The organism is Alicyclobacillus sp. SO9 (assembly GCF_016406125.1).
In the GTDB taxonomy this organism is placed as follows: Bacteria; Bacillota; Bacilli; order Alicyclobacillales; family Alicyclobacillaceae; genus SO9.
This window is the reverse complement of record NZ_CP066339.1, coordinates 3,436,832-3,458,778: the sequence shown is the minus strand read 5'-3', so window position 1 is coordinate 3,458,778 and position 21,947 is coordinate 3,436,832. Positions and strand designations below refer to the sequence as shown.

Genomic DNA, 21,947 nt, shown 5'->3' with positions numbered 1-21,947 from the left:
AGTTGCGTCTGTACCTTTCGGCAGGGTGAGGCGGACCTCAATATGGTATGGCTCTGGATGAGACCATCTCAGATGAAGATGTAGTACAGGAAGTTGACGGAATCAAATTTGTGTTTGCCAAACACTTTGCGTATATGATGGAGAGCGTCACGATTGACTATCCAAAGACCTGGTTTGGACGGCAGCTTAGAATTGACTCTCCGTTTGGCGGCATTTGCTGACGTTTCAGTTGCTGTATGGTGATGCTCAGGAAAATGGCGGGACATCGCCAGCGAAGAAGCACGTAATCCCGTGTTCAAACGCGGGATTTTGTCTGTGATTATTTGCCATGTACTCCCTTGACAACATACCCATAGGGGTATATAAATGGAGTCAGGATATTTGTATTGTATCAAGAAGCCATCTACGTATGGAAGAATAAATGGTACTGAGGAGGATATACTTTGCAGACGTGGATTTGGGTTGTTCTAGTGGTTTTAGTGGTAGGTTGGTTTCTGTGGAGTCGCAGAGGAGCCGGGGGTATTCAGACGATTCAACCTGGAGAACTTCAGTCAAAGCTCAAACAGAAGCCGCAATCACTACATGTGGTGGATGTACGTGAACCCTTTGAATTCTCAGGGGGGCACATCTCGAAAGCGAAAAACATTCCCCTCGGAAGTTTACGAAATCGTCTCGCTGATCTTCCTAAGGATAAAGAAATTGTGTTCGTGTGCCGCAGTGGAAACCGCAGCATGAAAGCTGCACAGATTGCCAAAAAAGCTGGGATGGAAGCTATTTATAACCTGTCCGGCGGCATGAGCCGTTGGAGTGGTCCTGTTAAGAAATAAGTGCACTCCGTTGTTCTATGCAAATGAGCGGGAGGGATTGACATGTTGATTTCTGAAAGCAACCAGAAGGCCATTAAGGAACGCTTTGAAGAGTTGAAAAACCCTGTTGTTATCCAGTATGTAGAATCCAGTTTAGAATGCCAGACTTGTCAAGAGGTTCGTCAGTTATATGAAGAACTGACAGCCCTATCAGACCTTCTCACCCTCGAGGTATACAACCTTTATGCTGACGAGGACAAGGTCAAGGAGATGGGTGTGAACAAAGTTCCTGCTGCCATGATTTCCGATGATTCGAAAAAGGATTATGGTGTCTGGTTCTACGGTGCACCGAGCGGATACGAGTTTGCAACGCTGCTCGAGGACATCCTAATGTTGTCTAGAGGTGATTCTGGATTACAGGAGGAGACAAAGAAGCAATTGTCGGGCTTGACGTCTGCTTTGGACTTGTCCGTATTTGTTACGCCGACGTGCCCCTACTGTCCGGCTGCGGTTCACCTTGCTCACCAATTTGCTTTTGAATCAGGTATGGTTCACGCAAACATGGTGGAGGCACAGGAGTTCCCAGATTGGGCAAGTGAGTTTAATGTCTATGGCGTTCCAAAAACCATTATCAATAACTCTGAGGCCAATTCGCTTGAAGGAGCGGCACCGGAGAATATGTTATTGGAAAAAATCATGGAGGTGGTTGCCAGTTCATAAAACGACTTGGACATTCAGTTGAAAGTCTGAGTCGGCGTAAGAAACCAATCCCCTTTTAACGGCGAACTCGTCCATCGAGTTCGTCTTTTTTCAGTTAAAACTTCTATGTATAATGAAATGAAAGAAAGGAGGAGATCTCATTCTACATCCAAAATTCACCGAATTAATTTCACAACTTCCTTCAAGCGTGCCCTTTACGGCTCCGGAAACCTTGGAACGCCGAACCGGCGTACGGGTGAATGTAAGGCTTGGTGCAAATGAAAGCGCATATGGTGTTTCTCCCAAAGCTGCTTATGCAATGCGAGAGGCAGTGGAAGACGTCATGTGGTACGGAGACCCGGAGAGCTATGAATTGAGGCAGCAACTAAACCGTCAACTCGGTTTTCCAATGGATTCGATGCTTGTGGCTGGTGGTATAGACGAACTGTTAGGTTTGATTGTTAGAGTATTTTTGGAGCCGGGGCAGGCGGTGGTGGCTTCAGATGGAGCTTATCCTACCTTCCTTTATCATGTCGATGGGTTCGGCGGCTACAAAGCCTTGGTCCCTTATCACAACTATCGAAACGATTTGGAGGCACTAGCACAAGCAGCCCGCGACCTGAGAGCAAAAATGGTTTATTTAGCTAATCCTGATAATCCGACAGGTACTCATTACAGCGCATCTGATTTACATCAATTCTTGCATAGTCTGCCGTCTGATTGTCTGTTTCTATTAGACGAGGCTTACATTGAGTTTGCATCCGAAGATATTCACCTGCAAAGTGACTACAACGACGAAAGGTTAATTCGATTTCGGACGTTTTCAAAATTGTATGGCATGGCCGGTGCAAGAATTGGGTACGTGATTGCACACCCGGATGTAATCCAAACAATGCACAAGGTAAGACTGCATTTCGGAGTCAATCGGATGGCTCAGGCAGGAGCCTTGGCAGCATTGACGGACAATACTTTCACAAGCTACGTGTTGCAAGACACTGCCAGGGGTAAACAAGAGTACTACCAGTTGGCTGAAGAGCTTGGGTATACGCCGATTGAATCTTCCACCAACTTTGTGGCAATTGACGTCGGGTCGACTGAACGAGCCCAGGCGCTGGTACAACAGTTGTTTGAGAAGGGCATTTTCATTCGTTCCCCTGGAACTGACCCTCTGAGCCGCTGTATCCGTGTTACTGTGGGTACATCAGAGCAGAGGCAAGTAGTGGGGGCAGCCCTAAAATCGTTATCGATGTAGGACTTGGGTTCCGTTGTGACCTTGTTCGCAGCACTTTAGGTCCACAGTGTTTGACTCCAATTTGAGTGTACGGGCTTCGTTTGCGAGGTATGGCTGAAGGGGGGATTTTTGTGAAACTTGCACTGTGTCAAATGAATGTGTTGCAGGGAGACAAAGCGGGCAATCGAAAAACTGCAGAGCAGATGATTCGCGAAGCGAACGGAAACGGAGCAGATGTCGCTGTGCTTCCGGAAATGTGGACTTGCGGCTATGATTTCGAGAGACTGGAAGAACACGCGGAAACGTTCAACGGACATACTGTCACACTGCTGTCCGGACTCGCAAGGGATTTGAACATGTGGATCGTGGGCGGTTCGTTGCCGATTCGATATTCTGAAGGGATTTCCAACACTGCAGTGACATTTAATTCGGACGGGGAGCTAGTACATACTTATAGAAAAATACACCTGATTGGTCTCATGGAGGAAGACAAGTATTTGCTTGCAGGCGACAGTTTATCCTCGTTCGATTTGGCATCCACAAAAGGTGCTACGGTCATCTGCTACGACCTGCGTTTTCCGGAGTTAGCTCGCAGCACTGTTGAAAAAGGAGCAAAGATACTGTTTGTACCAGCTGAGTGGCCAATGCAACGGCAACAACACTGGAATGCTTTGCTGCAGGCAAGGGCCATAGAAAACCAAATGTATGTAGCGGCTGTCAACATGTCCGGTGAAAATCAAAATGACAGGTTTATTGGCGGTTCGAAAGTGATTGACCCTTGGGGGGACATTGTGGCCGAGGCCGGAGCTGATGCCCAAATTCTTCTTGCTGATATTGACCTGAAATTAGCAGACGAGGTTCGGGAAAGGGTCCCGTCTTTGCGAGATAGGAGACCGCAGTTGTACGACCTACTGTAGTATGTGCCTCACCCTTATTTGTCGGTGTCCACCAGTTTTCCAGGGTTCATGATTCCGAGCTTATCGAGTGCAAACTTGATGGAGCGCATCACATCCAGTGCATCCCCATGTTCCAAACTTTGGTACTTCTTTTTCCCAAGTCCAACCCCGTGTTCGCCTGTGCAGGTACCTCCAGCTTCCAGAGCGTGCTTTACCAGTGCTTCGTTGAACGCCTCGGCACGCTTCAGTTGTTCACTGTCCTGTGGGTTGACGGCCATGCTGACGTGGAAATTTCCGTCTCCGACGTGACCGACGATACCGCCTTCAACGTTGTACTCTGCCATCATTTGCTCTGCAAACGAGATGGCCGCCGGCAATTTCGACAATGGCACACAGACGTCTGTCGTCATGTGTCCTTTCCCAGGGTGTTGATGCATAAAGGCCGGGGCTGCCGTGTGGCGTGCGCTCCATAAGGTGTTTCTTGCGTCTGTCTCTGATTCAAAGTCAACAGTGATGCATCCCTCGTCTGTCAGAATCTCCTGTGCCAGTGCCACATCCGTGTCAATACTGCCTTCGTTTCCGTGAAATGCAATAAACAGTGTAGGAACTTCGTCGTAACTCGTATGACTGTATTGGTTGATTGCGTTCATAATCCGAGGTGACACCAGTTCCAGGCGGGCCGCTGGTATGCCGGCACTGATAAGGGCTACACTGGCATTGACGCATTCTGCAACAGAGTGAAACTGAGCTCTCGCAGCGACTTCTTTCTGAGGAAGGCCATAAAGTCTCAGCCATATTTTTGAAATGACACCTAATGTGCCCTCAGACCCGACGAACAAGTGGGTCAGGTTGTACCCGGACGATGATTTACTTGCCAGCGATCCCGTTTCAATCACACGCCCGTCTGCCAGCACCACTGTGAGCGAGCGCACGTTGTCACGCATGGCACCGTACCGGACCGTAGTTGTACCGCTGGCACCAGTGGCGGCCATGCCGCCGATGGTTGCGTCGGCACCGGGATCGACAGGGAAGAATAGACCAAAGCGACGCAACTGCTCATTGAGTTGCTTGCGGGTCACACCTGGCTCTACGCAGGCCAGAAAGTCATTGGGGCGAATTTCGAGAATCTGATGCATATTTGTTAAGTCCACACTGATTCCGTGTTGCACTGGCACAGTGTGACCCTCGAGCGAACTGCCGGCACCGAAGGGAACGACTGGAATTCTGTGATAATTGGCAAACTGCAACACCTGGACAATGTCATCTGTGCTTTCCGGGAACACGACCACATCCGGAAGCACAGCCTGATGGTACGATTCGTCGTGGCTGTGGTGTTGCAAAACCGTCTCGTTGTCTGTGACCTTGCTCGTTCCGAGAAGTGCCGTTAAATCACCAATCCAGTTCAATTCAATTCCCCCAATGCCGCAGATTTACCGGTGTTAAGCACTGTCCTGCACAGAACCCGATTAGACTGTAAACAACTGTCGGAGTCCGTGGTCGCTGATTTTATAGCCGACGTAAAAGGGACCAAATTCTCCAAAGCGTGCGCTGGCTTCGTCAAACCGCATCTCGTATACAATTTTCTTGAATTGGAGAGGATCGTCAGAAAACAGCGTCACACCCCACTCCCAATCATCCAGGCCCATCGAACCTGTGACAATCTGTTTGATACGGTCAGCATAGCTGCGGCCAATCCCGCCGTGGCTGCGCATGAGATCGACACGTTCTGATTCAGACAGGGTATACCAGTTGTCAGACCCGTCGCGCTTTTTGCTCATGGGATAAAAACAAATCTGTGAGAAGTCCGGCATTGCGGGCTTTAGACGCCCCTGGAGGTACGGATCTGTATCAGGATTGACGCCGGGTTTTGCCAAGTACCCGCCTAATTCCACTACCGAAACGTAAGAATACGGCGTTGTCAGATAGTCCGCAATGGCCGTCTTGTTGAGTTTTGTCTTGACTTGCTCTAACTCTTCAACCGTGGGTCTCATATGTAGGAGCAATAAGTCTGCTTTATGTCCGGCAATGGCAAAAACACCAAAGGTTCCGGAGTGATTCTCGTTCACAGACGTGAACTCGCTTAACACGGTTTGAAATTCATCCAACATTTGATTTTGTTCTGTGACACTGCAGTTTTTCCAGCGTGCCCAGTCAATTTTGCGAAAGTCGTGCAGTACAAACCAGCCGTCAAGGGTTTGCGGTGCTTGTGCCATAAAAATTTTCGCTCCTTTTCGCGTGCTGTATTCGGCTTATAGTATGGTGGTGTTACCGCTGTCTTCGCCCCAAGCCTGTAACTCGGCTTGTTGTTCACCGTTTAGAGCATACCGTGTCAGAATCTCTGAGCGAAGGTCCAACAGGCATCGATGCAGGTCACCGGGCTGAAACGGATAGTGGACGATAGTGGACGACCCAAAAGCTTTGATAGAGGGTAACCCGTGTTCCCGGATGCGTATCAGGGGAATGCCTTCTTCCCGCAATAAATAGTTCTTGTTTTCGTCTTTCTTCACGCGTTTCCGGTGGTGAAGCCCGTCGTACTCAATGCACAAGGGCAGGTCTGCGACATAAATGTCCAGTTCCAGTACCCGGTTCTTAAGACACATGATGCGGCCGCTCTCTGCATTTGGAAAGACCTTTTGAACAAACGAGAACAGCCACCGTTCTGTTTTCCCTTGCGTTCCTCGGATCATTACCACGCACACCTTTTGTTCATTCCCAGCATTCACTACACATCGTGCCCCTACCTGACGAGAGAGTCAAGTATGTATCGATGTAAAATATACTCTATAGGTGCCAGCCCAGTACTCATGAACCAAGCTGTCACAAGGCTGATTGCAGCGCTGGAATACCACAGCCCCACGAACCAGATAATGAAAGTCATTCCGAACCACCCCATGGCCAGCGCGGGAAGATTCCCGAACGGCGGAACCAGAATTAAGTCCGCGGTAACGCCAACCCCGCTCAGTACGATGGCTGTTACAATCACAGGCCAGATGCTTTGGTAGAGGCCGGGGAACAGGACTTGTTCCACGTACAGAACGGCGGTAAAGAGGATAAGTTTTATCAGCAGGTTTATCGTTGAGATACGCCAGACATGTGATCTATACATCGTCATCCCTCCGCTTTGAAGTTTTCCCAGTTTAGTGCAGGATATTGAGGGGACAGGCAAGAAGTAAAAACCAACCATATGAACGGGTGGTGGCCGAACAACTATGGCTCGGATTATTTTGCGGGACGGGCGTGTGGCACAATTTCGTCAGGCAACGAGAGATAACCGTGACGTTACAGCTATACGAAAGCTGTTTGAGACCGTGTCAACGGACAGCTTGTACTTGCGCTTCTTTCACTTAATGCGTGATGTGAGCGACGATTTTATTTTGAACATGATTGCAGACGGCGGCAGAAACGGCATGTCGCTCTTGTGTGTATCTGGTGACAGAGTAATTGCCATGGGGAATTATATTCGGACTGCTGATACCATGGCTGAAGTCGCTTTTTTGGTTGACGACAAACTGCAAGGCAAGGGTGTAGGGTCTCTCTTATTGGAGCATTTGGCTCAGAATGCTTGGAGGAATGGATTTAAATCGTTTGAGGCAACTGTCTTGCGTGAGAATTATCAGATGCTTCATGTTTTTAAGTCAAGTGGATACGAATTAACCAGCGACAATGAGCCTGATGCAGTGCACCTTGTACTGCCTCTTGTCGAAACTGAGCGAACAAGAGTACTGCAAGAGGTCCGCGAAAAACTGGCGACAGCAGCATCGCTTCATAGTTTTTTCCATCCGCAGACAGTTGCCGTCATTGGTGCCTCAAGGGATCCCAACCGGCTCGGGCGAATTTTGTTAAAACGAATTTTGTACGGCGGGTATACAGGTACGGTTTATCCGGTAAATCCATTGACACATTCCGTATCGTCTGTCCGTTCATACAAACAGGTCAGAGACATCCCCGAGCAAATCGACTTGGCCATTATTTCGGTTCCAGCAACGCAAGTTTTGAGCGTGGCACAAGAATGTATTGAGGCGAATGTGCGCAGTGTTATTGTCATATCCGCAGGCTTTGGAGAGCGGGACGAAGCAGGGGAACTGATGCAACGCCAACTCGTTGAGTCTTTACGTGAAAGCGGTTGTAGGTTAATTGGACCGAATTGCCTGGGACTGGCAAATTCGAATCCGGATGTTTCACTGAACGCAAGTTTTGCGCCTGTCCTGTTGCCTCCGGGGCCGGCGGCTATCGCGAGCCACTCGGGCGCACTTGGCATCGCCATTTTGGATTATGCAGAAAAAATGGGGATGGGAGTATCGAATTTCGTCAGCCTTGGCAACAAGGCGGATGTATCCGGCAACGACATGTTGCAATACTGGGAGGACGATCCCGATATAAAAATGATTCTGCTGTACCTGGAGTCTTTCGGCAATCCTCTTAAATTCTCCAGAATTTGCCGAAGAATTGCCAGAAACAAGCCGATTCTTGTTGTGAAGAGCGCGAGAACGGAAGCGGGATTGTCCATTTCCAATACTCGTGCCTCCTTTCCGGAACCGGCGGAGCCCGTTGTAGATGCTCTTTTTCGTCAAGCTGGCGTCATTCGGGCTAACACACTGCAGGAGATGTTTGACGCTGCGGCCTTGCTCAGTGAAAATGTGTTGCCTCGCGGTCGGCGGGTTGCCCTTGTTACGAATACCGCAGGGGGAGCGGTGACCACTGTGGACACGCTGCAGAGAGACGGCTTGGAATTCGTGTCCCCTGTCATCAACCTGGGCTACGAAGCGTTAGCACAGGGATACCGTGACGTGCTTCCTCAAGTATTGAAGGATGACACGGTGGATGCAGTCATTGTCTTGTTTACGCCGATTGGGGTGGTCGATGAACAGGCCGTGGTCAATGCCATTGCAGAGGCGATTACAGAAGTAGCCGAGGAACATCAGACAGCAGGGGACCCAAGCTATCAGCCAAAACCGGTACTTGCCAATTTTCTGACGCGGGGAGATTATACGGTTCGCTACGTGAAGGCCGGTGCTCAGAAAATACCCGTCTACCCATTTCCGGAACAGGCCGTCCATGCATTGACGAAGGTCATGTACTACGCAGAATTTCGCAACCGTGACCAAGGACATGTGCCAGATTTAGAGAATGCCAATCCGGATGCAGCGCGAGACCTGATTCGGGCTGTACGCGACAAGAACGGAAAGTGGATTTCTGACGCTGCTTGCTCTCAGGTTCTGGAACTTATGGGGATTGCGTTTCAACAGCCAGAGCCTTCCACTCCCCGGAATGCTGGCTTGTCCGTTGGTATAAAGGTCCAAGCTGACCCGTTGTTTGGACTCATTATGGAGTTGAAATCGGTCAGCAATAAAGTGGTGAAGAATTGGGAGCAAGCTCCATTTCAGTCGGTTGGAAACGTTGGTTTTACCTCAGTTACACGAATTATCCCGCTGACAGATGTGGATGCGGTCGATATGGTAGCCCAGGTGTGCATTGGAGACGACGTCACGGAAACGGCACAAACTGAACTCCGGGATGTTCTTTTAAGGTTGTCCAGATTAGCTGAAGAAGTACCCGAAATTCAGCACATCGAGCTGACAAATCTCACGGCCTCGCTTAACGGATTGACTGCAGGAACGGTGCAGATTCAGTGCATACAAGAATAAGGAGGAAGAGACCTTGGCGTCAGAGCAGATTCTGCAATTGAAACACTGGCTTGCGAAGAGCAGTCGGATTGTGGTTCTGACCGGTGCCGGCATGAGCACTGAGTCAGGTATTTTAGATTTTCGCTCCGAAGACGGTCTCTGGCGCGACGAGACATTAATGACCTCGATGTCGGAGGGGTACCTGAAAATGTTCCCGCGAGAGTTTTGGCAGTTTTTTCGGGACATTTTTTGGACCGATGAGTATCTGTCCGCAAGGCCCAACGCAGGTCACAGGTTGCTTGCAAGCCTTGAAAAATCACATAAAAATGTTCAAATTTTCACACAAAATGTAGACGGACTCCATCAGATTGCAGGGAGTACAGACGTATATGAGTTACATGGAAATATCCGCCGGGCGTACTGTCCACGTTGCCGTGAACGGTACCATATGGAAGATGTGATTGGACAGGAGATTCCGCGTTGCAGCTGGATGAGCGTCAAAGGTGAACTGTGTGATTCCATTTTGTACCCTGATATGGTGTTATTCGAGCAGTCAATTCACCACTATATCGAGGCTTATGATGCAGTCCGCCATTGTGATTTGCTCCTCATTCTTGGAACTTCCCTTTCTGTAAACCCGGTGGCCGACCTGCCGAACCACCGAAGTAAAGATTCAAAGGCCGTCATTATTAATCTCGCACCTACTTACTACGATTCAGAAGCCGACCTAGTCATCCGGGGTAAAGTGGGAGAAACCATGGAGAAAATTATGGGGATGTGAACTATGAGACAGAGAAAAGGTATGTGGCGTGGGATAAATACAGGTTTGGCTGTCGTAATTTCTGCCGGGCTGCTGTTGCTCGGGGCAAAAGGCGCAGGACCAATCCCGGCTGTAGCCGCCGTGTTGAATCCTGGAACCGGCATCTGGACTTCAGCCGGCAATGCAAATCCACCCAAAACCGAGACCATCGCTATCAAGGGTTTAAACAAGCCTGTCAAGATTCGTTTTGACAAGTCAGGGAGGGCCTATATACAGGCGCAGACCAATCACGATTTGTTTCTTGCCACAGGTTACCTTCACGCAAAGTTTCGCTTGTTTCAGATGGATCTGATGCGTCGTCAAGGCGAGGGGAGACTTTCACAAGTCATCGGTCCAAAAGCGCTGCCCTCAGACAAGTTTGAGTTACAGTTGGGCCTCATCCGAACCGCCAAGGCAGAATGGCAGCAAATGTCCTCGGACAGTCCCGCGAAGAAAGCCTTACTGGCTTATGCTGCTGGTGTCAACGATGTCATAAAGTCGGATGAGAACCAAGGAAAACTTCCGGTCATGTTTAAAATGCTTGGTTACCAGCCCAAACTCTGGAAGCCTGTAGATTCTCTGGTCATCCAGGGGGATATGACGCAAACGCTTGATTTCACTACTGGCCCGCTGGAATACGCTCTTTTGGAAGAATCCCTTGGCGCCAAAAAGACCATGAATTGGTTTCCTGTCTTGCCAAAAGACGTTCAACACCCGTATGATGTGGGACCCTACCATGTGGACAGTCCTGCTCCTATGGTGAAGGAATCCCTGCCTTCATCTGTAGTGTCTTCATCCACTGCAACTCAAGCCGGAACATCAGACGCCGCTGTGCTTATATCTGCTGCCAGAAATGGCGGGCGAGGTTCGGGGTCTCGAGCCAATCAGAACGCACAGGCTAAAGCAGTCAAGCAACTCATTCAGACGATAAATCAGCTGCCTGCAGCTGCGATTCATCATGGTTCCAATAGCAACAACTGGGCAGTAGATGGAACGAAAACCGCATCTGGCTCTGCCATGATGGCGGGAGATCCGCATCTGTCACAAACGCTGCCTGCAATTTGGTACCAGATTTCGGGACAATCCCCATCGTACACATTTTCCGGCGTGAGCATTCCTGGTATTCCTGTCATACTAATTGGAAGAAATCGAAGTATCGCTTGGAGCTTGACCAATGTTCAAAACCAAGCCACCTTTTATTACCGTGAGAAGACGTCAAAATTACACCCAAACTCTTATTTCTGGAACGGTAAATGGCGCAAGATGGAGCACGCATCGTATACTATACCTGTGAAGGGGCGCAAAAGTGTCAAGTTGGATGTAAAGTTGACGGTACACGGTCCAATCATGACACAATCGGGGCAAACACTATCAGTTGACTGGATGGGTGATTTGCCCTCACCAGATTTGAATGCGCTCCTGAATGTGGTCAAAGCAACGAATTTCGCCCAGTTCAAGGCTGCACTCAAGGACTGGCACGCACCGTCACAGAATTTTGTTTATGCTGATAAAAAGGGCAATATTGGAATGATCTCGGCCGGATACTACCCCCAAGTAAAATCAGGACAGCCATGGTTGCCTATGTCGGGCACGGGTGCATCGGATATCGTCGGCACAATTCCGTATAAGGATGTACCGCAAGTATATGACCCTCCCAGTCATATTGTATTCAGCGCCAATCAACGCGAAGTGGGCAATACTTATCCCTACTATATTGGGACTACAATGAATTTTTTCAGTACAGGATACAGAGCAGACGAGATTTACAAGACGTTGACTACAAAGTCTAAACTTACAGTCAAGAGTTTTGAGCAGTTGCAGAACAATACGACCGATTATTTGGCTTCAGAGATTGTGCCTAAGTTGGAGTCAGCTCTTTCTGGAACTTCGCTTACGTCTGCGCAAAAGCAGGCACAGCAAATTCTAAAAAACTGGAACGAGAACATGACGGCAAACTCTCAAGGGGCATTGATTTGGTGGCAGTTTTGGACAACCTACCTGAACGATACGTTTGAGCCATGGTGGAAGGCCAAACACGTTCCAGTACAGACCGACCCAAGATTAAGGCTGAGTGTGAATCAACAGTCTTTGGATGAGGACTTGGAAGCTTGGACGTTACAGGATGGGTCAAATGCTTCGTTTGACCTGCCGAATGGCACGCATCGAACAGCAGCTGAAGTGATGCGTAAAGCATTTAAAAATGCTGTATCGACCTTAAGCAAGCAGCTTGGAGCCAATCCGCAGAGATGGCAGTGGGGGAAAGTTCACTTTCGTAAGTTTGAGTCATTGGCGATGATTGACTCGCTCAGTTATGGTCCGAGGGCAAGCGGTGGAGATGACTGGACAGTTGATGCGGCAGATGGAGGAATGGTTTCTACTGCAGGGCCAAGTTGGCGTATGATTGTAGACTGGAGCGGAGTGAGTGAAGGTGTTTACCCGGGAGGTCAGTCTGAAAATCCTGTCTCTCCGTGGTATGAGAACTTCGTTCAAACTTGGTGGGATGGGAAGTATTTGCCGATATACGTGAACGAGGCCAAGGTCCCGGGACAGCTAGTTACCTGGACTTTGCATTCATAGGAGGTATAACAGCGTGCGAAAGACAGCTTTCATGTTGTGGGGTTTGCTGCTCGTGGCTGCGATTGCAGTTGTGTGGCTTGGAAATCAATTTGGACAATGGTATTTTACGTTCGTAGTCGGACTTGTCATCGGCTTGTGGGGCCGTCCAGGCTTTTCCACGTGGCTCGGATCTTGGGCCGTGGGTGTTATCGGCTGGGGTCTGCCCTTAGCTCTGCGGGCTGTGCATGAACCGGTCATAAAAACGGCTGATGTGGTGGCCGGAATTGCGGGACTCGGGAACAGCGGAATGGTCGTACTCGGTGTCACCATACTCCTTGGCTTTCTGCTTGCGACGGTGGGTGTATGGCTTGGTGCGGCTTTGAGGTCTTGGCGACCAGCCGCAAGATAAGGGCTCTGCGTGATTTTGCACTGACACAAGCAGGGTGTCCGCTGCATACTCAGCGCAGCGAACAGCCTGCTTGAGGAGGTTACGAGCGTTTGTTGGCGTTCTCGGAGTTCTTCGTCGTCTGTTTTCCCTCGTAGCGAAAGTCATCTGGACTTTCTACTTCAATAAAATTTTCTTTAGAAAAATCTTGAGTATTGGCTCCTTTGTTCCTATCGCGCAGTTTCTTTTCTTTCATGGGTTGAACTCCTTTCATCTCTCCCTCTGCCTTCGTGATATACTTTTCCCAAAATTATTGGACATACTCAGGCAAGCTCAGGCAAGAAATCTTGGTGTGGTGCAGAATGTCGAAAATGAATGCTCGATCAAAGTGTGTGTTTGTAAGAAAATCTAGTGGACATTTGTCTGTATTGTGACCATCTCTGCTATGATAGATGCACGACAGAACAACATAAGGTGATGTACTCGATGGCAAACAGAGGGTCAAAAAGCAAGACTTCGTTCTTTCAGTCAATGAAGTTCGTAATTGTAGCAGCCGTTGTGTTGCTCATCGTCGCGATGCTCATTCCATTGGCAGGTTCCCTTGGTCAAGGGATTCAGGAGGATGTGATAGTTGGTTTCCAGGGAGTTTATCAGCCAGGAAATCACCAGTATAAACTGAGGATTGAGTATTCGGACAAGAGTTACCAAGAGATTCCGATGAAAAAACTTCCTCAGGGCCTCTTTGTCAACCGCGCTCGTTCTGGCGATGTGCTGACAGCCATGAATGTTCCAGCCGCGCTGAAAGCTGCAAGCCAAGCTGATGAGAAGGGGCTGCAAGAGCACCTGGGGACGAGAAACAATGTAACCGCATTTATGCATCCATTTTCGTCTAAACCAGTTGGCTACAGCGCCAAATTTCTGCGGGGATTGGCGAGCAACAAAATCAACCCCAAGACTTACGGCGGACCTGACATTGTGCCGGGCACAGTACCCTATGCGAAACTGCCAGGGGGTGTCCTGCACATTGACACACTGTCCCATGGGAACTCGCTGGCGCAGTGCAAACCGGGGCAAACGCCGCCCCAACTAGCTGCCCTGAGCAGCGGTTCGTAATTCAATCTCCTGCAGTTTTTACACTCAACCCGATACTACTAAATGGAGCTCACTGTGAAGTCGAGCTCTCTTTTATTTTTCACGCATACGTATCACATTCAATTCTCTGTCCCTTTAAGAACCTTGTCAATCTCACAGGAGTCTTGCAGCGGGGATGCTTCCGAAGCGGTTGCTGTAAACGCGAACAATACTTCGGGTTAAAATTAGAGATTGACAAGATATGAAAGTGTCAAATTTGTGTCTAGAAGGTGACTATACTATACTCTCTATAGCCTTGGGGTCCATGACCCCAATCGGCTGGCAGCTCTGTCTGTAGCAGAAAGTATACATATGGCACTGTTTGTTAGCATGTGCTAACACAAAGTCAACAGGAAATATGCTTGTAATTGTGTCAAAAAAGTGACTATAATAGACGCAGTTAACATTTTTAAAGCGAGTTCATTGGGAGAGTAGGCGTAACTTCATGACCTGGCCTGATGGCGCTTTCTTCGTGTTCGGCGGTTCATCTCAGGACCCTATTAGACAATTAGATTGTCAAACTATAGAGCTATCCTGTCCTGCGAACCGTTGAGAGGGGGGGTTCTATCGGAAATTCGGAAAAGCATCAACTGATTTGGACCGCGAGAGATGGAAGGAGGGTAATTTGGAAATGTTTCACATGAGAAAAACGCTTGCGGTTGCCATAGGTGCGGGCTTGCTGTTGACGGGGTGCGGGAACGCAACTACAAATGCACATCCAAAATGGATGAAAGTAGACACGGCGACCAAGACTGTAAATTTGACCATCAAGGGTGGATCGACTCGTAACAACGAGCGCCAGAACTTTAACGGCTATGCCAACGGACAAATGCAAATCAACATTCCCGTTGGATACACGGTTCATGTCAAGTTTATCAATGATGGCGGGATACCGGAGGACATCGGCATATACACGCCAAAGAGCCACCAACTGGCGTTTAAGAACGCTGGTGATTCGATTAAGGCAATTGTCGCTAACCCGGGTGCAGGTGCATATCCCGGTCATTCTCTCAAGTTCACATTTACTGCAGACAAGGTTGGCACGTATCGAATGATGAACTTGCTGAACAGATTCCCGCAATTCCCTAACAACACACAGCATGGAACTGGGGATTGGGATGTATTTAAAGTGACACCTGGAGGATCACCGTCTGTCCAGATTAAATGATGAGGAGGGTTAGAAGGATGGCGGATTACGATAACTTAGGAATTGAGCCTCCGAACGGAGATGAGCAAACTGATTGGAGCCGCAGACAATTTGTCTTAGGCGTCAGCGGTTTGGCCGTTGCAGGCGCTGTCGGATTGTTTGGTCGCGGCGTAATTGCTCGCGCTGCTCAGTCCATTGGTGGGCAGCCTCCGGTTGAACAAGGACTCATTCATGTATATCAGGGAGACTACTACTATGTCCCGAATCGGATGACGTGGAAGGTTGGAGATAGAGTCAGTATTCTCCTGCACAACACCAGCCCAAATCGTTTCCATGAAATGATGATTGGACGCGGCTTTGACACAATTCCGAGTCCCTTCGGTCCGGTGAAAACGCAATTTAAAGAAGACTTCTGGGATGGTGTGGATGTCACCATTTCGAAGGCGGACTCTGTCGATAACCTGGCAGCCAATAAAGCCCACGTCACCAGTTTGGTAAAGCCGCATCCGTGGCTGATTACTGCTCCTGGCAATGGTAATTTTAGTCCAACGCTCGATCCAGGCGGAACCATTCAAATGGATTTTACAGTGCCTAATAAGCCGGGGAAATGGCTGTACGGCTGTTTCGTACAAGGCTTCCGTCACTATGAAGCAGGCATGAAAGGTGAAATCAACATCCTGAAAGCTTAACACTGCTTTAACTGTGACATTGGTATTCCCATAACGATGACTGATACAAGGGGGTAAGACACGAGATGCGACACCGCATAAGTTTTTTTCTTTGGTGGGTAGTTCTGAGCGCCCTTGCTGAATGGGCGGCCTACGTGTTGGGTTCTCACTTTTATTACTACGTGGCATCGAGCCAAGCAGCGGACGGTCAGCGTGCTGCGGAGTTTATTTTCCTGACAGTGGCACCTATCTTTGTGTTTGTCGTGCTAATGCTGTTTTACGCGATAATACCGTTTAGGTACCGCAAAGGCCAGCCAAACCAGACTGGACGTTTTAAATTCAACAAGGCTTATGTCACGACGTGGATCACGTTGTCCTTGATTATCAACCTAATGCTGTTTATTCACCCGACCGCATCGGCAGCGCAAACCTATTTCAACGATGCGGTTCATACCAATAAGAATCCCAAGGCGCTCGTGATTGACGTTACAGCGCGGCAATGGGAATGGAAGTTTAGTTACCCCCAATACGGAATTAGTCAAGCAGTGGACAAGAATGGTGAAGACATTCTGGTGCTTCCCAAAAACCGTCCGGTAAAATTTGTTCTTCGCTCCTTTGACTTTAACCACAGCTATGATTATCAAGTTGACGTCATTCATAGCTTTTGGATTCCAGCGTTCGGTATGAAAACCGACGTGATTCCAGGGGAAACACGTTACGAGTACATCACTCCCACGAAAATTAACTCTACGGCAAACAACCCGATGCTCCGAGTTCAGTGCGCCGAAGTTTGCGGGCCTGGCCATCCGTTTATGGAAAGCAGCGTCAAGGTCGTTTCTCCGTCCAACTTTAGTGCTTGGGTACAACAGGAGAAGAAGCTGCAGGGCTCCTGATTCACTGCTCTAAAGCGTGAGTGAAGTACAGTCTACAGTCAAAGGAGGAAATGTGATGAGTACAACTCCTGTCGTTGACCCGCAAACGCAAGTCCAGACCCAACTGGGTCGTCATCGAAGAATGCCGCCAGTCATCCGGGGCGCGTTGTGGGCAACCATCGGGTTTATCGTAGTGAACACACTTGTAGTCATTTTGCACCCTAATAAAAACAAACCGTTTGAGTTTGTCACCGACGTATCCGTCGTGTTCGCGTGGGCCGCGGCTATTGCGGGATGGACGCTCGGGACTGGTACCTGGGAAGGTTTACTTAAACCGTCCTTCGGTTATCCAGTGCCTTATCCCAAGGCAATTGGGTGGCGCAAGTATTTTGAGTTCAGCCTTGATCACAAAGTGGTCGGCATTCAGTACCTTGTATCCTCGGGTATAGGCTTTCTGATTGCAGGTACAGCTGCCATGTTAATGCGGTTGCAGTTGATGAGCGATCACATGTGGCTGTTTCAGTATCCCCAACAGTACTTATCTACCGTTGGTGTTCATGGAACCGTCATGATGTTTTCCGTTGGAACCGTAGCTATGGTCGGAGGTCTGGGCAACTACTTGGTTCCAATGATGGTAGGTACAAACAAAAGTGCCTTTCCAAGACTTTCGGGAATGAGTGTGTGGTTTGTTACAGCCGGTATCATGACTGTCGCCCTCAGCCCAATTCTCGGCGAGTGGTCAACAGGTTGGCGGGGATATGAACCGCTTGCAGCATCTACTGGGAACGGGATTATTTTCTATTATCTCGGTGTGTTTATCCTGTTGTGCTCGACAATCATTGTTGCGCTAAACTTGACCGCGACAATTATCTTCAAACGTGCCCCCGGACTAACGTGGAATCGTCTGCCGATGTTTGCTTGGGGTATGCTAGCCGTCAGCTTGCTCAACCTCTTGTGGGTTCCTGAGATTATGCTGACGTTTATACTCGGTCTACTAAATAAGATTGGCCCCTTGCCATTCTTTACATCAATCGGAAGTCCGATGACCTATTTGCAAATGTTCTGGCTGTTTGGTCATCCGGAAGTGTACATTGTTGTACTGCCTGCGCTGGCCATTTGGCAGGAAATCATGCCGGTGCTTTCTGGTAAATCACTTTTTGCTCGGCAATGGGGAATTATTGGACTGGTGTTCGTCATGCTGCTTAGCGGCTTCGTATGGGCTCACCATCTGTTTCCAACGATGCAGAATGCGTCGATTCTGCCTATATCCTTCTTCACTGAGATGATTTCAATTCCAACTGGATTTGCCTACATGGTTGTGATTGGAACACTGTGGAAGTCTCGTTTGAAACTCAACACGCCTGCTGTGTTGGTGTTAATGAGCATGTTTAACTTCCTGATTGGCGGACTGACCGGAGTGTTTCTCGCCGACCCGATGGTTAATATGCAGGTTCATGACACGTTCTTCGTTGTCGGACACTTCCATTACACCATTATTGGCGGCATGATTTTCTCCACATTCGCGGCTCTGTACTACTATTTGCCGAAATTCTCTGGCCGTATGTACAACGATAAGTGGGGGCTGTTCGGTGCTTTCTGGATATTCCTTGCTTTTAACGCCACATTCTCTCAATTTTTCTTGCTTGGACTAAGAGGAATGAACAGATGGGTTCCGGTATATCCCCACTATTTGCAGCCCATGAACTTTGAGGTTTCCATCTTTGCGTTCTTGCTAGGCTTCGGGTTCCTTTACAACATCGGCTATATTATCTGGGTTTGGATTAAAGGCCCCATTGCCGAAAACAATCCGTGGAAATCGAAGACCTTGGAATGGACTACGCCTCAACCTGCAGTCGGCGAAAACTTCAAGGAAATCCCGGTAGTCACTTCAGGCTTCTATGACTATGGTGAGGAGGGGTGATACTGTGAACGGATATCAAGGAGTGCCGGACGGAAGGGCTACTGTGGAGCAAGACTTTGAGCCGCTTGAAGCCAAAAAGCTGTACGGCGGCCTATCCCTTTGGATGCTCAGTATGGCTGTCCCTTTTGTGATGCTTGTGGACTTAAGGTACATCATGGTTGGATTCTTCGTGTCCCCTGATGCAAATCAAGTTCTGGGTGCGCTTGCCACAATCGCCCTGATTATCAGTGGATTATGGATCGGTGGAGCGACGTCGGCAGGCAAGCGCGGCGACCTGCAGGCTGTAGCACGCCACGAAGGATACACGATGTTGTTTGGGTGGGTTGGACTCGTCTTGTCAGGCTGGCAGTTGTTCAATCACTCGATGAATCCGGTAAGTCACTTTGGTGAAACGTATCTTGCGGTCGTCGGCATCAGCGATTTCTACATGTTTGTTGCCCTGATTGCCCTCATTTCTGTAGTGATGCGCGTCAAGCGTTTGGGCCTGACCATTAATCATCGCTGGGCAATTCAGTCGACTGCAGCAATCTGGCGTTTTATAGTGATTGCCTGGATTGCGATGTATATCCTCATGTATCTGATTTAAGTACAGGAGTTGACGTGCAACACAAACCTGTCAACCCTAGTAGGTTGTGTGTACACGCTGCGAGAGGAGGTTTGACTAATGGAGCCCTTTTGGCCAACGTTGCCCTATCTCATTCCGAGTACAGAGGGTACGCCGATGTGGTGGTATATCTTCTGGTGGATCTGGCAGACCGTCATGATGGTAACACTTGTTGTGGTCTTAACCCGTTGGGCAACAAAGATGGATAAAATGAAAAACGAACAGATACAGGGGAATACGTCCAGTTCAAATCCTACGACTTTGAATCAGTAGCCGGACAGCAACAGACACGAATTGGTTGACTTCAAAGAAAATAGATACAGAACAGGTAGTTGCACCGAAATGAACAGACATATTCGGGAGAGGACAGAAGCGTTGGAGCCTGTTCCTCTTCCGGAGATGTTTTCCGCCTCGACAGAAGTTCAGATTCCTGAAATTGGTTGTTAAATGCGTTTGTGATAGAAGGTTTATTCCCTGAGAAATATGGTATGATCCTATTGACCTTTTGAGTCATAACTTAGGCAGACTGTAAACCTAAGCGGTTTGTAATAGAATGTGATGGCTTCACTATACTAAGCATTGAATGAAAGGGGTGTTTCCATGTCGTTGGCCGGCATGAACGAGGGCGCAGTGAGCCAGGAACTATCGTTCCTTCAGCGAGCTGAAGTGACAGTCAAGAGTTACTTCGAACTAACAAAGCCCCGCATCATGGTTTTGCTGTTGTTTACAGAGTACTGTGCGATGGTTGTGGCCCAGGGAAGGATACCGGGTTTTCGAGTCACACTGCTTGCGGTTTTGGGATTAGCTCTTTCTACTGGTGGAGCAGCCGCGCTGAATATGTGGTACGATAGAGACATCGACGTGGTCATGAAACGGACACAAGGAAGACCCATTCCCTCTGGCAGGGTATCGAGTACAGGAGCCTTTTGGTTCGGGATTGGCTTACAGGTAGCAGCGACATTACTGTTAGGCCTGTTTGTTAATTGGTTGACGGCAGCACTCACGTTTGCAGGCTTTATCTACTACGTTGTGATTTATACTATGTGGTTAAAGCGCTCAACTCCCCAAAATATCGTGATTGGCGGAGGAGCTGGAGCATTCCCGCCAATCGTCGGTTGGACTGCAATCACAGGTCATGTCAGTTTTGCCGCAGTACTTATGTTTCTCATTATCTTCTTATGGACACCTCCTCATTTTTGGGCCTTGGCACTCTACAAATGTGAGGATTATGAGAGAGCTCACATTCCAATGATGCCCGTGGTAAATGGTCCCGTCTCGACAAAACGGCAGAGCTTTGTGTACACAATCCTGCTGCTTGCTTCCTCTCTGCTGTTATTTATGACGGGAACAGTCGGCTGGGTGTACTTTACCGTGGCAGTATTACTGGGTGGTGCTTTTCTGGTCTTTACTTGGAAGTCCTTGCGGGAGAGTAATGGGGACACGCGCTGGGCTAGACGCACTTTTTTATATTCCCTGGCGTACTTGCCGACCCTCTTTGTACTAATGGTATTGAACCTGCATCACTGACGAGAGAAATGACATCTTAAGTCTGGGTTCAATTTCATTGCTGTCCTGAAAGGACCCGGATTTGGAGGCACTGGATATGTCAAGAGCAACAAGTTCTGCAGGATTAAAGGCCTTGGCCGTTATCACAACGGTCGGGCTTTTTATTGTCAACATCGTTGGATTTATCGACACGGAAACGGGATCGACCTTTGGTTGTGGGAATGACTGGCCGTTATGCAACGGCGATTTGATTCCGCACAAATGGGGTATTCACACTCTGATTGAATTTGGTCACCGGGCCATTGTAGGCATCGTTACAGTCCTGCTTGTGTTCTTGGTGGTGTGGGTGCTGATGAAATATCGGCAGGAAATGAAAGCGAGGCTGCTCGTGTGGATTTCGGCTGGTTTTGTGGTTGTACAAGCCGCTCTAGGCGCCATGGCAGTCTTTTTCGTGAATCCCCCGTGGGTCATCGCGTTTCACTTTGGCTTCTCACTGCTGGCGTTCTCCGGGGTATTTCTGTTAACGGTCTCCATTTGGAAGTACAGTAATCCGACGAAGAGCGAGCATCTGCTCGACCTGGAAGGTGTTCAAGACCGAGCTGAAAAGTCAATGAGAAGCTGGGTACTGTTTTTGTTCGTATACCTGTACTGCGCGATTTATCTCGGTGCCTTTGTCTCAAGTCAGGGAGTTGGAGCCTCATTTCGAGGTTGGCCGTTCCCTACCGAAACTGCCGGCGGACTCACGCTTTTCTTGGATTACGCACATCGAACCGTGGCCTTTGGCTTGTTCGTATTCGTATTGACGGTGGTGGTGAAAGCCTACCGTCTAAAGGGACAACGTCCTGATTTGTACAAAGGGTCGGTCTATTTGCTTACGTTTACAGTTCTGCAAATCTTCTCGGGTGCATTCGTCGTATATACACACTACAGTTTATCCAGTCCATTGCAGTTAAGCGGGTTTTTAATACACGTGTCCATCATGACGTTCCTGTTCACGTCGCTTGCGTACATGGGCTTGCAGCTGTTGCCAAGGCAAGCAAGGGCACGAGCGAAGCAACAGGCGATGAGTTACTAGCAATCCGTATTTTCTACGTGTCTAACA

23 protein-coding genes are annotated in these 21,947 nt (G+C 48.9%); 18 read left to right on the top strand and 5 right to left on the bottom strand.

The genetic code is table 11. The features are described from left to right. Positions 1-47 precede the first annotated feature (47 nt). The 5 genes from GI364_RS16240 to GI364_RS16220 all read left to right on the top strand — a co-directional run bounded on the left by GI364_RS16240 (position 48) and on the right by GI364_RS16220 (position 3,653). Positions 48-221 carry a hypothetical protein gene (locus GI364_RS16240; RefSeq protein WP_198850284.1) on the top strand — a complete coding sequence of 58 codons (174 nt, stop codon included), beginning with the start codon at positions 48-50 and terminating at the stop codon, positions 219-221. Between the two features lie 222 nt (positions 222-443). After that, positions 444-827, top strand: coding sequence for a rhodanese-like domain-containing protein (locus tag GI364_RS16235; RefSeq protein ID WP_198850283.1), 384 nt, complete (start codon positions 444-446; stop codon positions 825-827). Between the two features lie 42 nt (positions 828-869). Then, on the top strand, positions 870-1,526 hold the full coding sequence (locus GI364_RS16230) for a protein disulfide oxidoreductase (RefSeq protein ID WP_233095832.1): 657 nt from the start codon (positions 870-872) through the stop codon (positions 1,524-1,526). A gap of 211 nt (positions 1,527-1,737) precedes the next feature. Next, the gene (locus tag GI364_RS16225; protein WP_233095831.1) at positions 1,738-2,757 is read left to right on the top strand and encodes an aminotransferase class I/II-fold pyridoxal phosphate-dependent enzyme; all 1,020 of its coding nucleotides are present in this window, start codon (positions 1,738-1,740) and stop codon (positions 2,755-2,757) included. 110 nt (positions 2,758-2,867) lie between these two features. Beyond that, positions 2,868-3,653, top strand: coding sequence for a carbon-nitrogen family hydrolase (locus GI364_RS16220; RefSeq protein ID WP_198850282.1), 786 nt, complete (start codon positions 2,868-2,870; stop codon positions 3,651-3,653). 14 nt (positions 3,654-3,667) lie between these two features. Here the strand turns inward: GI364_RS16220 and GI364_RS16215 are convergent, their stop codons facing one another. The 4 genes from GI364_RS16215 to GI364_RS16200 are packed head-to-tail and all read right to left on the bottom strand — an operon-like array spanning position 3,668 to position 6,738. Then, positions 3,668-5,038 (bottom strand): FAD-binding oxidoreductase, encoded by a 1,371-nt coding sequence (locus GI364_RS16215; RefSeq protein WP_198850281.1) that lies wholly within the window; start codon positions 5,036-5,038, stop codon positions 3,668-3,670. Between the two features lie 60 nt (positions 5,039-5,098). Beyond that, positions 5,099-5,845, bottom strand: coding sequence for a hydrogen peroxide-dependent heme synthase (gene hemQ, locus GI364_RS16210; protein ID WP_198850280.1), 747 nt, complete (start codon positions 5,843-5,845; stop codon positions 5,099-5,101). Between the two features lie 36 nt (positions 5,846-5,881). Then, complete coding sequence (locus GI364_RS16205; RefSeq protein ID WP_198850279.1) at positions 5,882-6,319, bottom strand: PDDEXK family nuclease; 438 nt, start codon at positions 6,317-6,319, stop codon at positions 5,882-5,884. Between the two features lie 50 nt (positions 6,320-6,369). Further along, a complete protein-coding gene (locus GI364_RS16200) occupies positions 6,370-6,738 on the bottom strand; it encodes a DUF2512 family protein (protein ID WP_198850278.1) in 369 nt (122 codons plus the stop codon). A gap of 103 nt (positions 6,739-6,841) precedes the next feature. Between GI364_RS16200 and GI364_RS16195 the strand changes: the two genes are divergently transcribed. From GI364_RS16195 to GI364_RS16180, 4 genes are read left to right on the top strand one after another with little or no spacing between them, the layout of a single operon-like run. Further along, a complete protein-coding gene (locus tag GI364_RS16195) occupies positions 6,842-9,277 on the top strand; it encodes a GNAT family N-acetyltransferase (RefSeq protein ID WP_198850277.1) in 2,436 nt (811 codons plus the stop codon). Positions 9,278-9,290: 13 nt separating this feature from the next. Then, a complete protein-coding gene (locus GI364_RS16190) occupies positions 9,291-10,037 on the top strand; it encodes an NAD-dependent protein deacylase (protein ID WP_198850276.1) in 747 nt (248 codons plus the stop codon). A gap of 3 nt (positions 10,038-10,040) precedes the next feature. Then, positions 10,041-12,632, top strand: a complete 2,592-nt coding sequence (locus GI364_RS16185; protein ID WP_198850275.1) for a penicillin acylase family protein — start codon at positions 10,041-10,043, stop codon at positions 12,630-12,632. Between the two features lie 13 nt (positions 12,633-12,645). Beyond that, entirely contained in the window at positions 12,646-13,020 is a 375-nt protein-coding gene (locus tag GI364_RS16180) for a hypothetical protein (protein WP_198850274.1), read from the top strand. A gap of 79 nt (positions 13,021-13,099) precedes the next feature. On the opposite strand, the gene GI364_RS16175 is transcribed toward GI364_RS16180, so the two are convergent. Further along, positions 13,100-13,252: a hypothetical protein gene (locus GI364_RS16175; protein WP_198850273.1), complete on the bottom strand. Its 153-nt coding sequence runs from the start codon at positions 13,250-13,252 to the stop codon at positions 13,100-13,102. Between the two features lie 230 nt (positions 13,253-13,482). Between GI364_RS16175 and GI364_RS16170 the strand changes: the two genes are divergently transcribed. The 9 genes from GI364_RS16170 (at position 13,483) to GI364_RS16130 (ending at position 21,920) form a co-directional block, all read left to right on the top strand. Then, a complete protein-coding gene (locus GI364_RS16170; RefSeq protein ID WP_198850272.1) occupies positions 13,483-14,109 on the top strand; it encodes a hypothetical protein in 627 nt (208 codons plus the stop codon). 649 nt (positions 14,110-14,758) lie between these two features. Continuing rightward, positions 14,759-15,295: a sulfocyanin-like copper-binding protein gene (locus tag GI364_RS16165; RefSeq protein WP_198850271.1), complete on the top strand. Its 537-nt coding sequence runs from the start codon at positions 14,759-14,761 to the stop codon at positions 15,293-15,295. A gap of 17 nt (positions 15,296-15,312) precedes the next feature. Beyond that, complete coding sequence (locus GI364_RS16160; protein WP_198850270.1) at positions 15,313-15,963, top strand: cupredoxin domain-containing protein; 651 nt, start codon at positions 15,313-15,315, stop codon at positions 15,961-15,963. Positions 15,964-16,028: 65 nt separating this feature from the next. Next, positions 16,029-16,835, top strand: a complete 807-nt coding sequence (locus GI364_RS16155; protein WP_198850269.1) for a cytochrome c oxidase subunit II — start codon at positions 16,029-16,031, stop codon at positions 16,833-16,835. Positions 16,836-16,890: 55 nt separating this feature from the next. Next, the gene (locus GI364_RS16150; protein ID WP_198850268.1) at positions 16,891-18,735 is read left to right on the top strand and encodes a cytochrome c oxidase subunit I; all 1,845 of its coding nucleotides are present in this window, start codon (positions 16,891-16,893) and stop codon (positions 18,733-18,735) included. A 4-nt stretch (positions 18,736-18,739) separates the two neighbouring features. Then, positions 18,740-19,321, top strand: coding sequence for a cytochrome c oxidase subunit 3 family protein (locus tag GI364_RS16145; protein ID WP_198850267.1), 582 nt, complete (start codon positions 18,740-18,742; stop codon positions 19,319-19,321). 78 nt (positions 19,322-19,399) lie between these two features. Continuing rightward, a complete protein-coding gene (locus tag GI364_RS16140; protein ID WP_198850266.1) occupies positions 19,400-19,612 on the top strand; it encodes a hypothetical protein in 213 nt (70 codons plus the stop codon). Positions 19,613-19,939: 327 nt separating this feature from the next. Further along, positions 19,940-20,866 (top strand): heme o synthase, encoded by a 927-nt coding sequence (locus tag GI364_RS16135; protein ID WP_198850265.1) that lies wholly within the window; start codon positions 19,940-19,942, stop codon positions 20,864-20,866. Between the two features lie 76 nt (positions 20,867-20,942). Then, positions 20,943-21,920 (top strand): COX15/CtaA family protein, encoded by a 978-nt coding sequence (locus tag GI364_RS16130; RefSeq protein ID WP_198850264.1) that lies wholly within the window; start codon positions 20,943-20,945, stop codon positions 21,918-21,920. Positions 21,921-21,947 lie beyond the last annotated feature (27 nt).

Coding starts and splice junctions, on each gene's coding strand:
- GI364_RS16150 (WP_198850268.1), top strand. CDS start 16,891: ATGAGTACAACTCCTGTCGTTGACCCGCAAACGCAAGTCCAGACCCAA.
- GI364_RS16170 (WP_198850272.1), top strand. CDS start 13,483: ATGGCAAACAGAGGGTCAAAAAGCAAGACTTCGTTCTTTCAGTCAATG.
- GI364_RS16160 (WP_198850270.1), top strand. CDS start 15,313: ATGGCGGATTACGATAACTTAGGAATTGAGCCTCCGAACGGAGATGAG.
- hemQ (WP_198850280.1), bottom strand. CDS start 5,845: ATGGCACAAGCACCGCAAACCCTTGACGGCTGGTTTGTACTGCACGAC.
- GI364_RS16130 (WP_198850264.1), top strand. CDS start 20,943: ATGTCAAGAGCAACAAGTTCTGCAGGATTAAAGGCCTTGGCCGTTATC.
- GI364_RS16140 (WP_198850266.1), top strand. CDS start 19,400: ATGGAGCCCTTTTGGCCAACGTTGCCCTATCTCATTCCGAGTACAGAG.
- GI364_RS16175 (WP_198850273.1), bottom strand. CDS start 13,252: ATGAAAGAAAAGAAACTGCGCGATAGGAACAAAGGAGCCAATACTCAA.
- GI364_RS16200 (WP_198850278.1), bottom strand. CDS start 6,738: ATGTATAGATCACATGTCTGGCGTATCTCAACGATAAACCTGCTGATA.
- GI364_RS16240 (WP_198850284.1), top strand. CDS start 48: ATGGCTCTGGATGAGACCATCTCAGATGAAGATGTAGTACAGGAAGTT.
- GI364_RS16155 (WP_198850269.1), top strand. CDS start 16,029: ATGCGACACCGCATAAGTTTTTTTCTTTGGTGGGTAGTTCTGAGCGCC.
- GI364_RS16165 (WP_198850271.1), top strand. CDS start 14,759: ATGTTTCACATGAGAAAAACGCTTGCGGTTGCCATAGGTGCGGGCTTG.
- GI364_RS16230 (WP_233095832.1), top strand. CDS start 870: ATGTTGATTTCTGAAAGCAACCAGAAGGCCATTAAGGAACGCTTTGAA.
- GI364_RS16195 (WP_198850277.1), top strand. CDS start 6,842: ATGGCTCGGATTATTTTGCGGGACGGGCGTGTGGCACAATTTCGTCAG.
- GI364_RS16205 (WP_198850279.1), bottom strand. CDS start 6,319: ATGATCCGAGGAACGCAAGGGAAAACAGAACGGTGGCTGTTCTCGTTT.
- GI364_RS16135 (WP_198850265.1), top strand. CDS start 19,940: ATGTCGTTGGCCGGCATGAACGAGGGCGCAGTGAGCCAGGAACTATCG.
- GI364_RS16185 (WP_198850275.1), top strand. CDS start 10,041: ATGAGACAGAGAAAAGGTATGTGGCGTGGGATAAATACAGGTTTGGCT.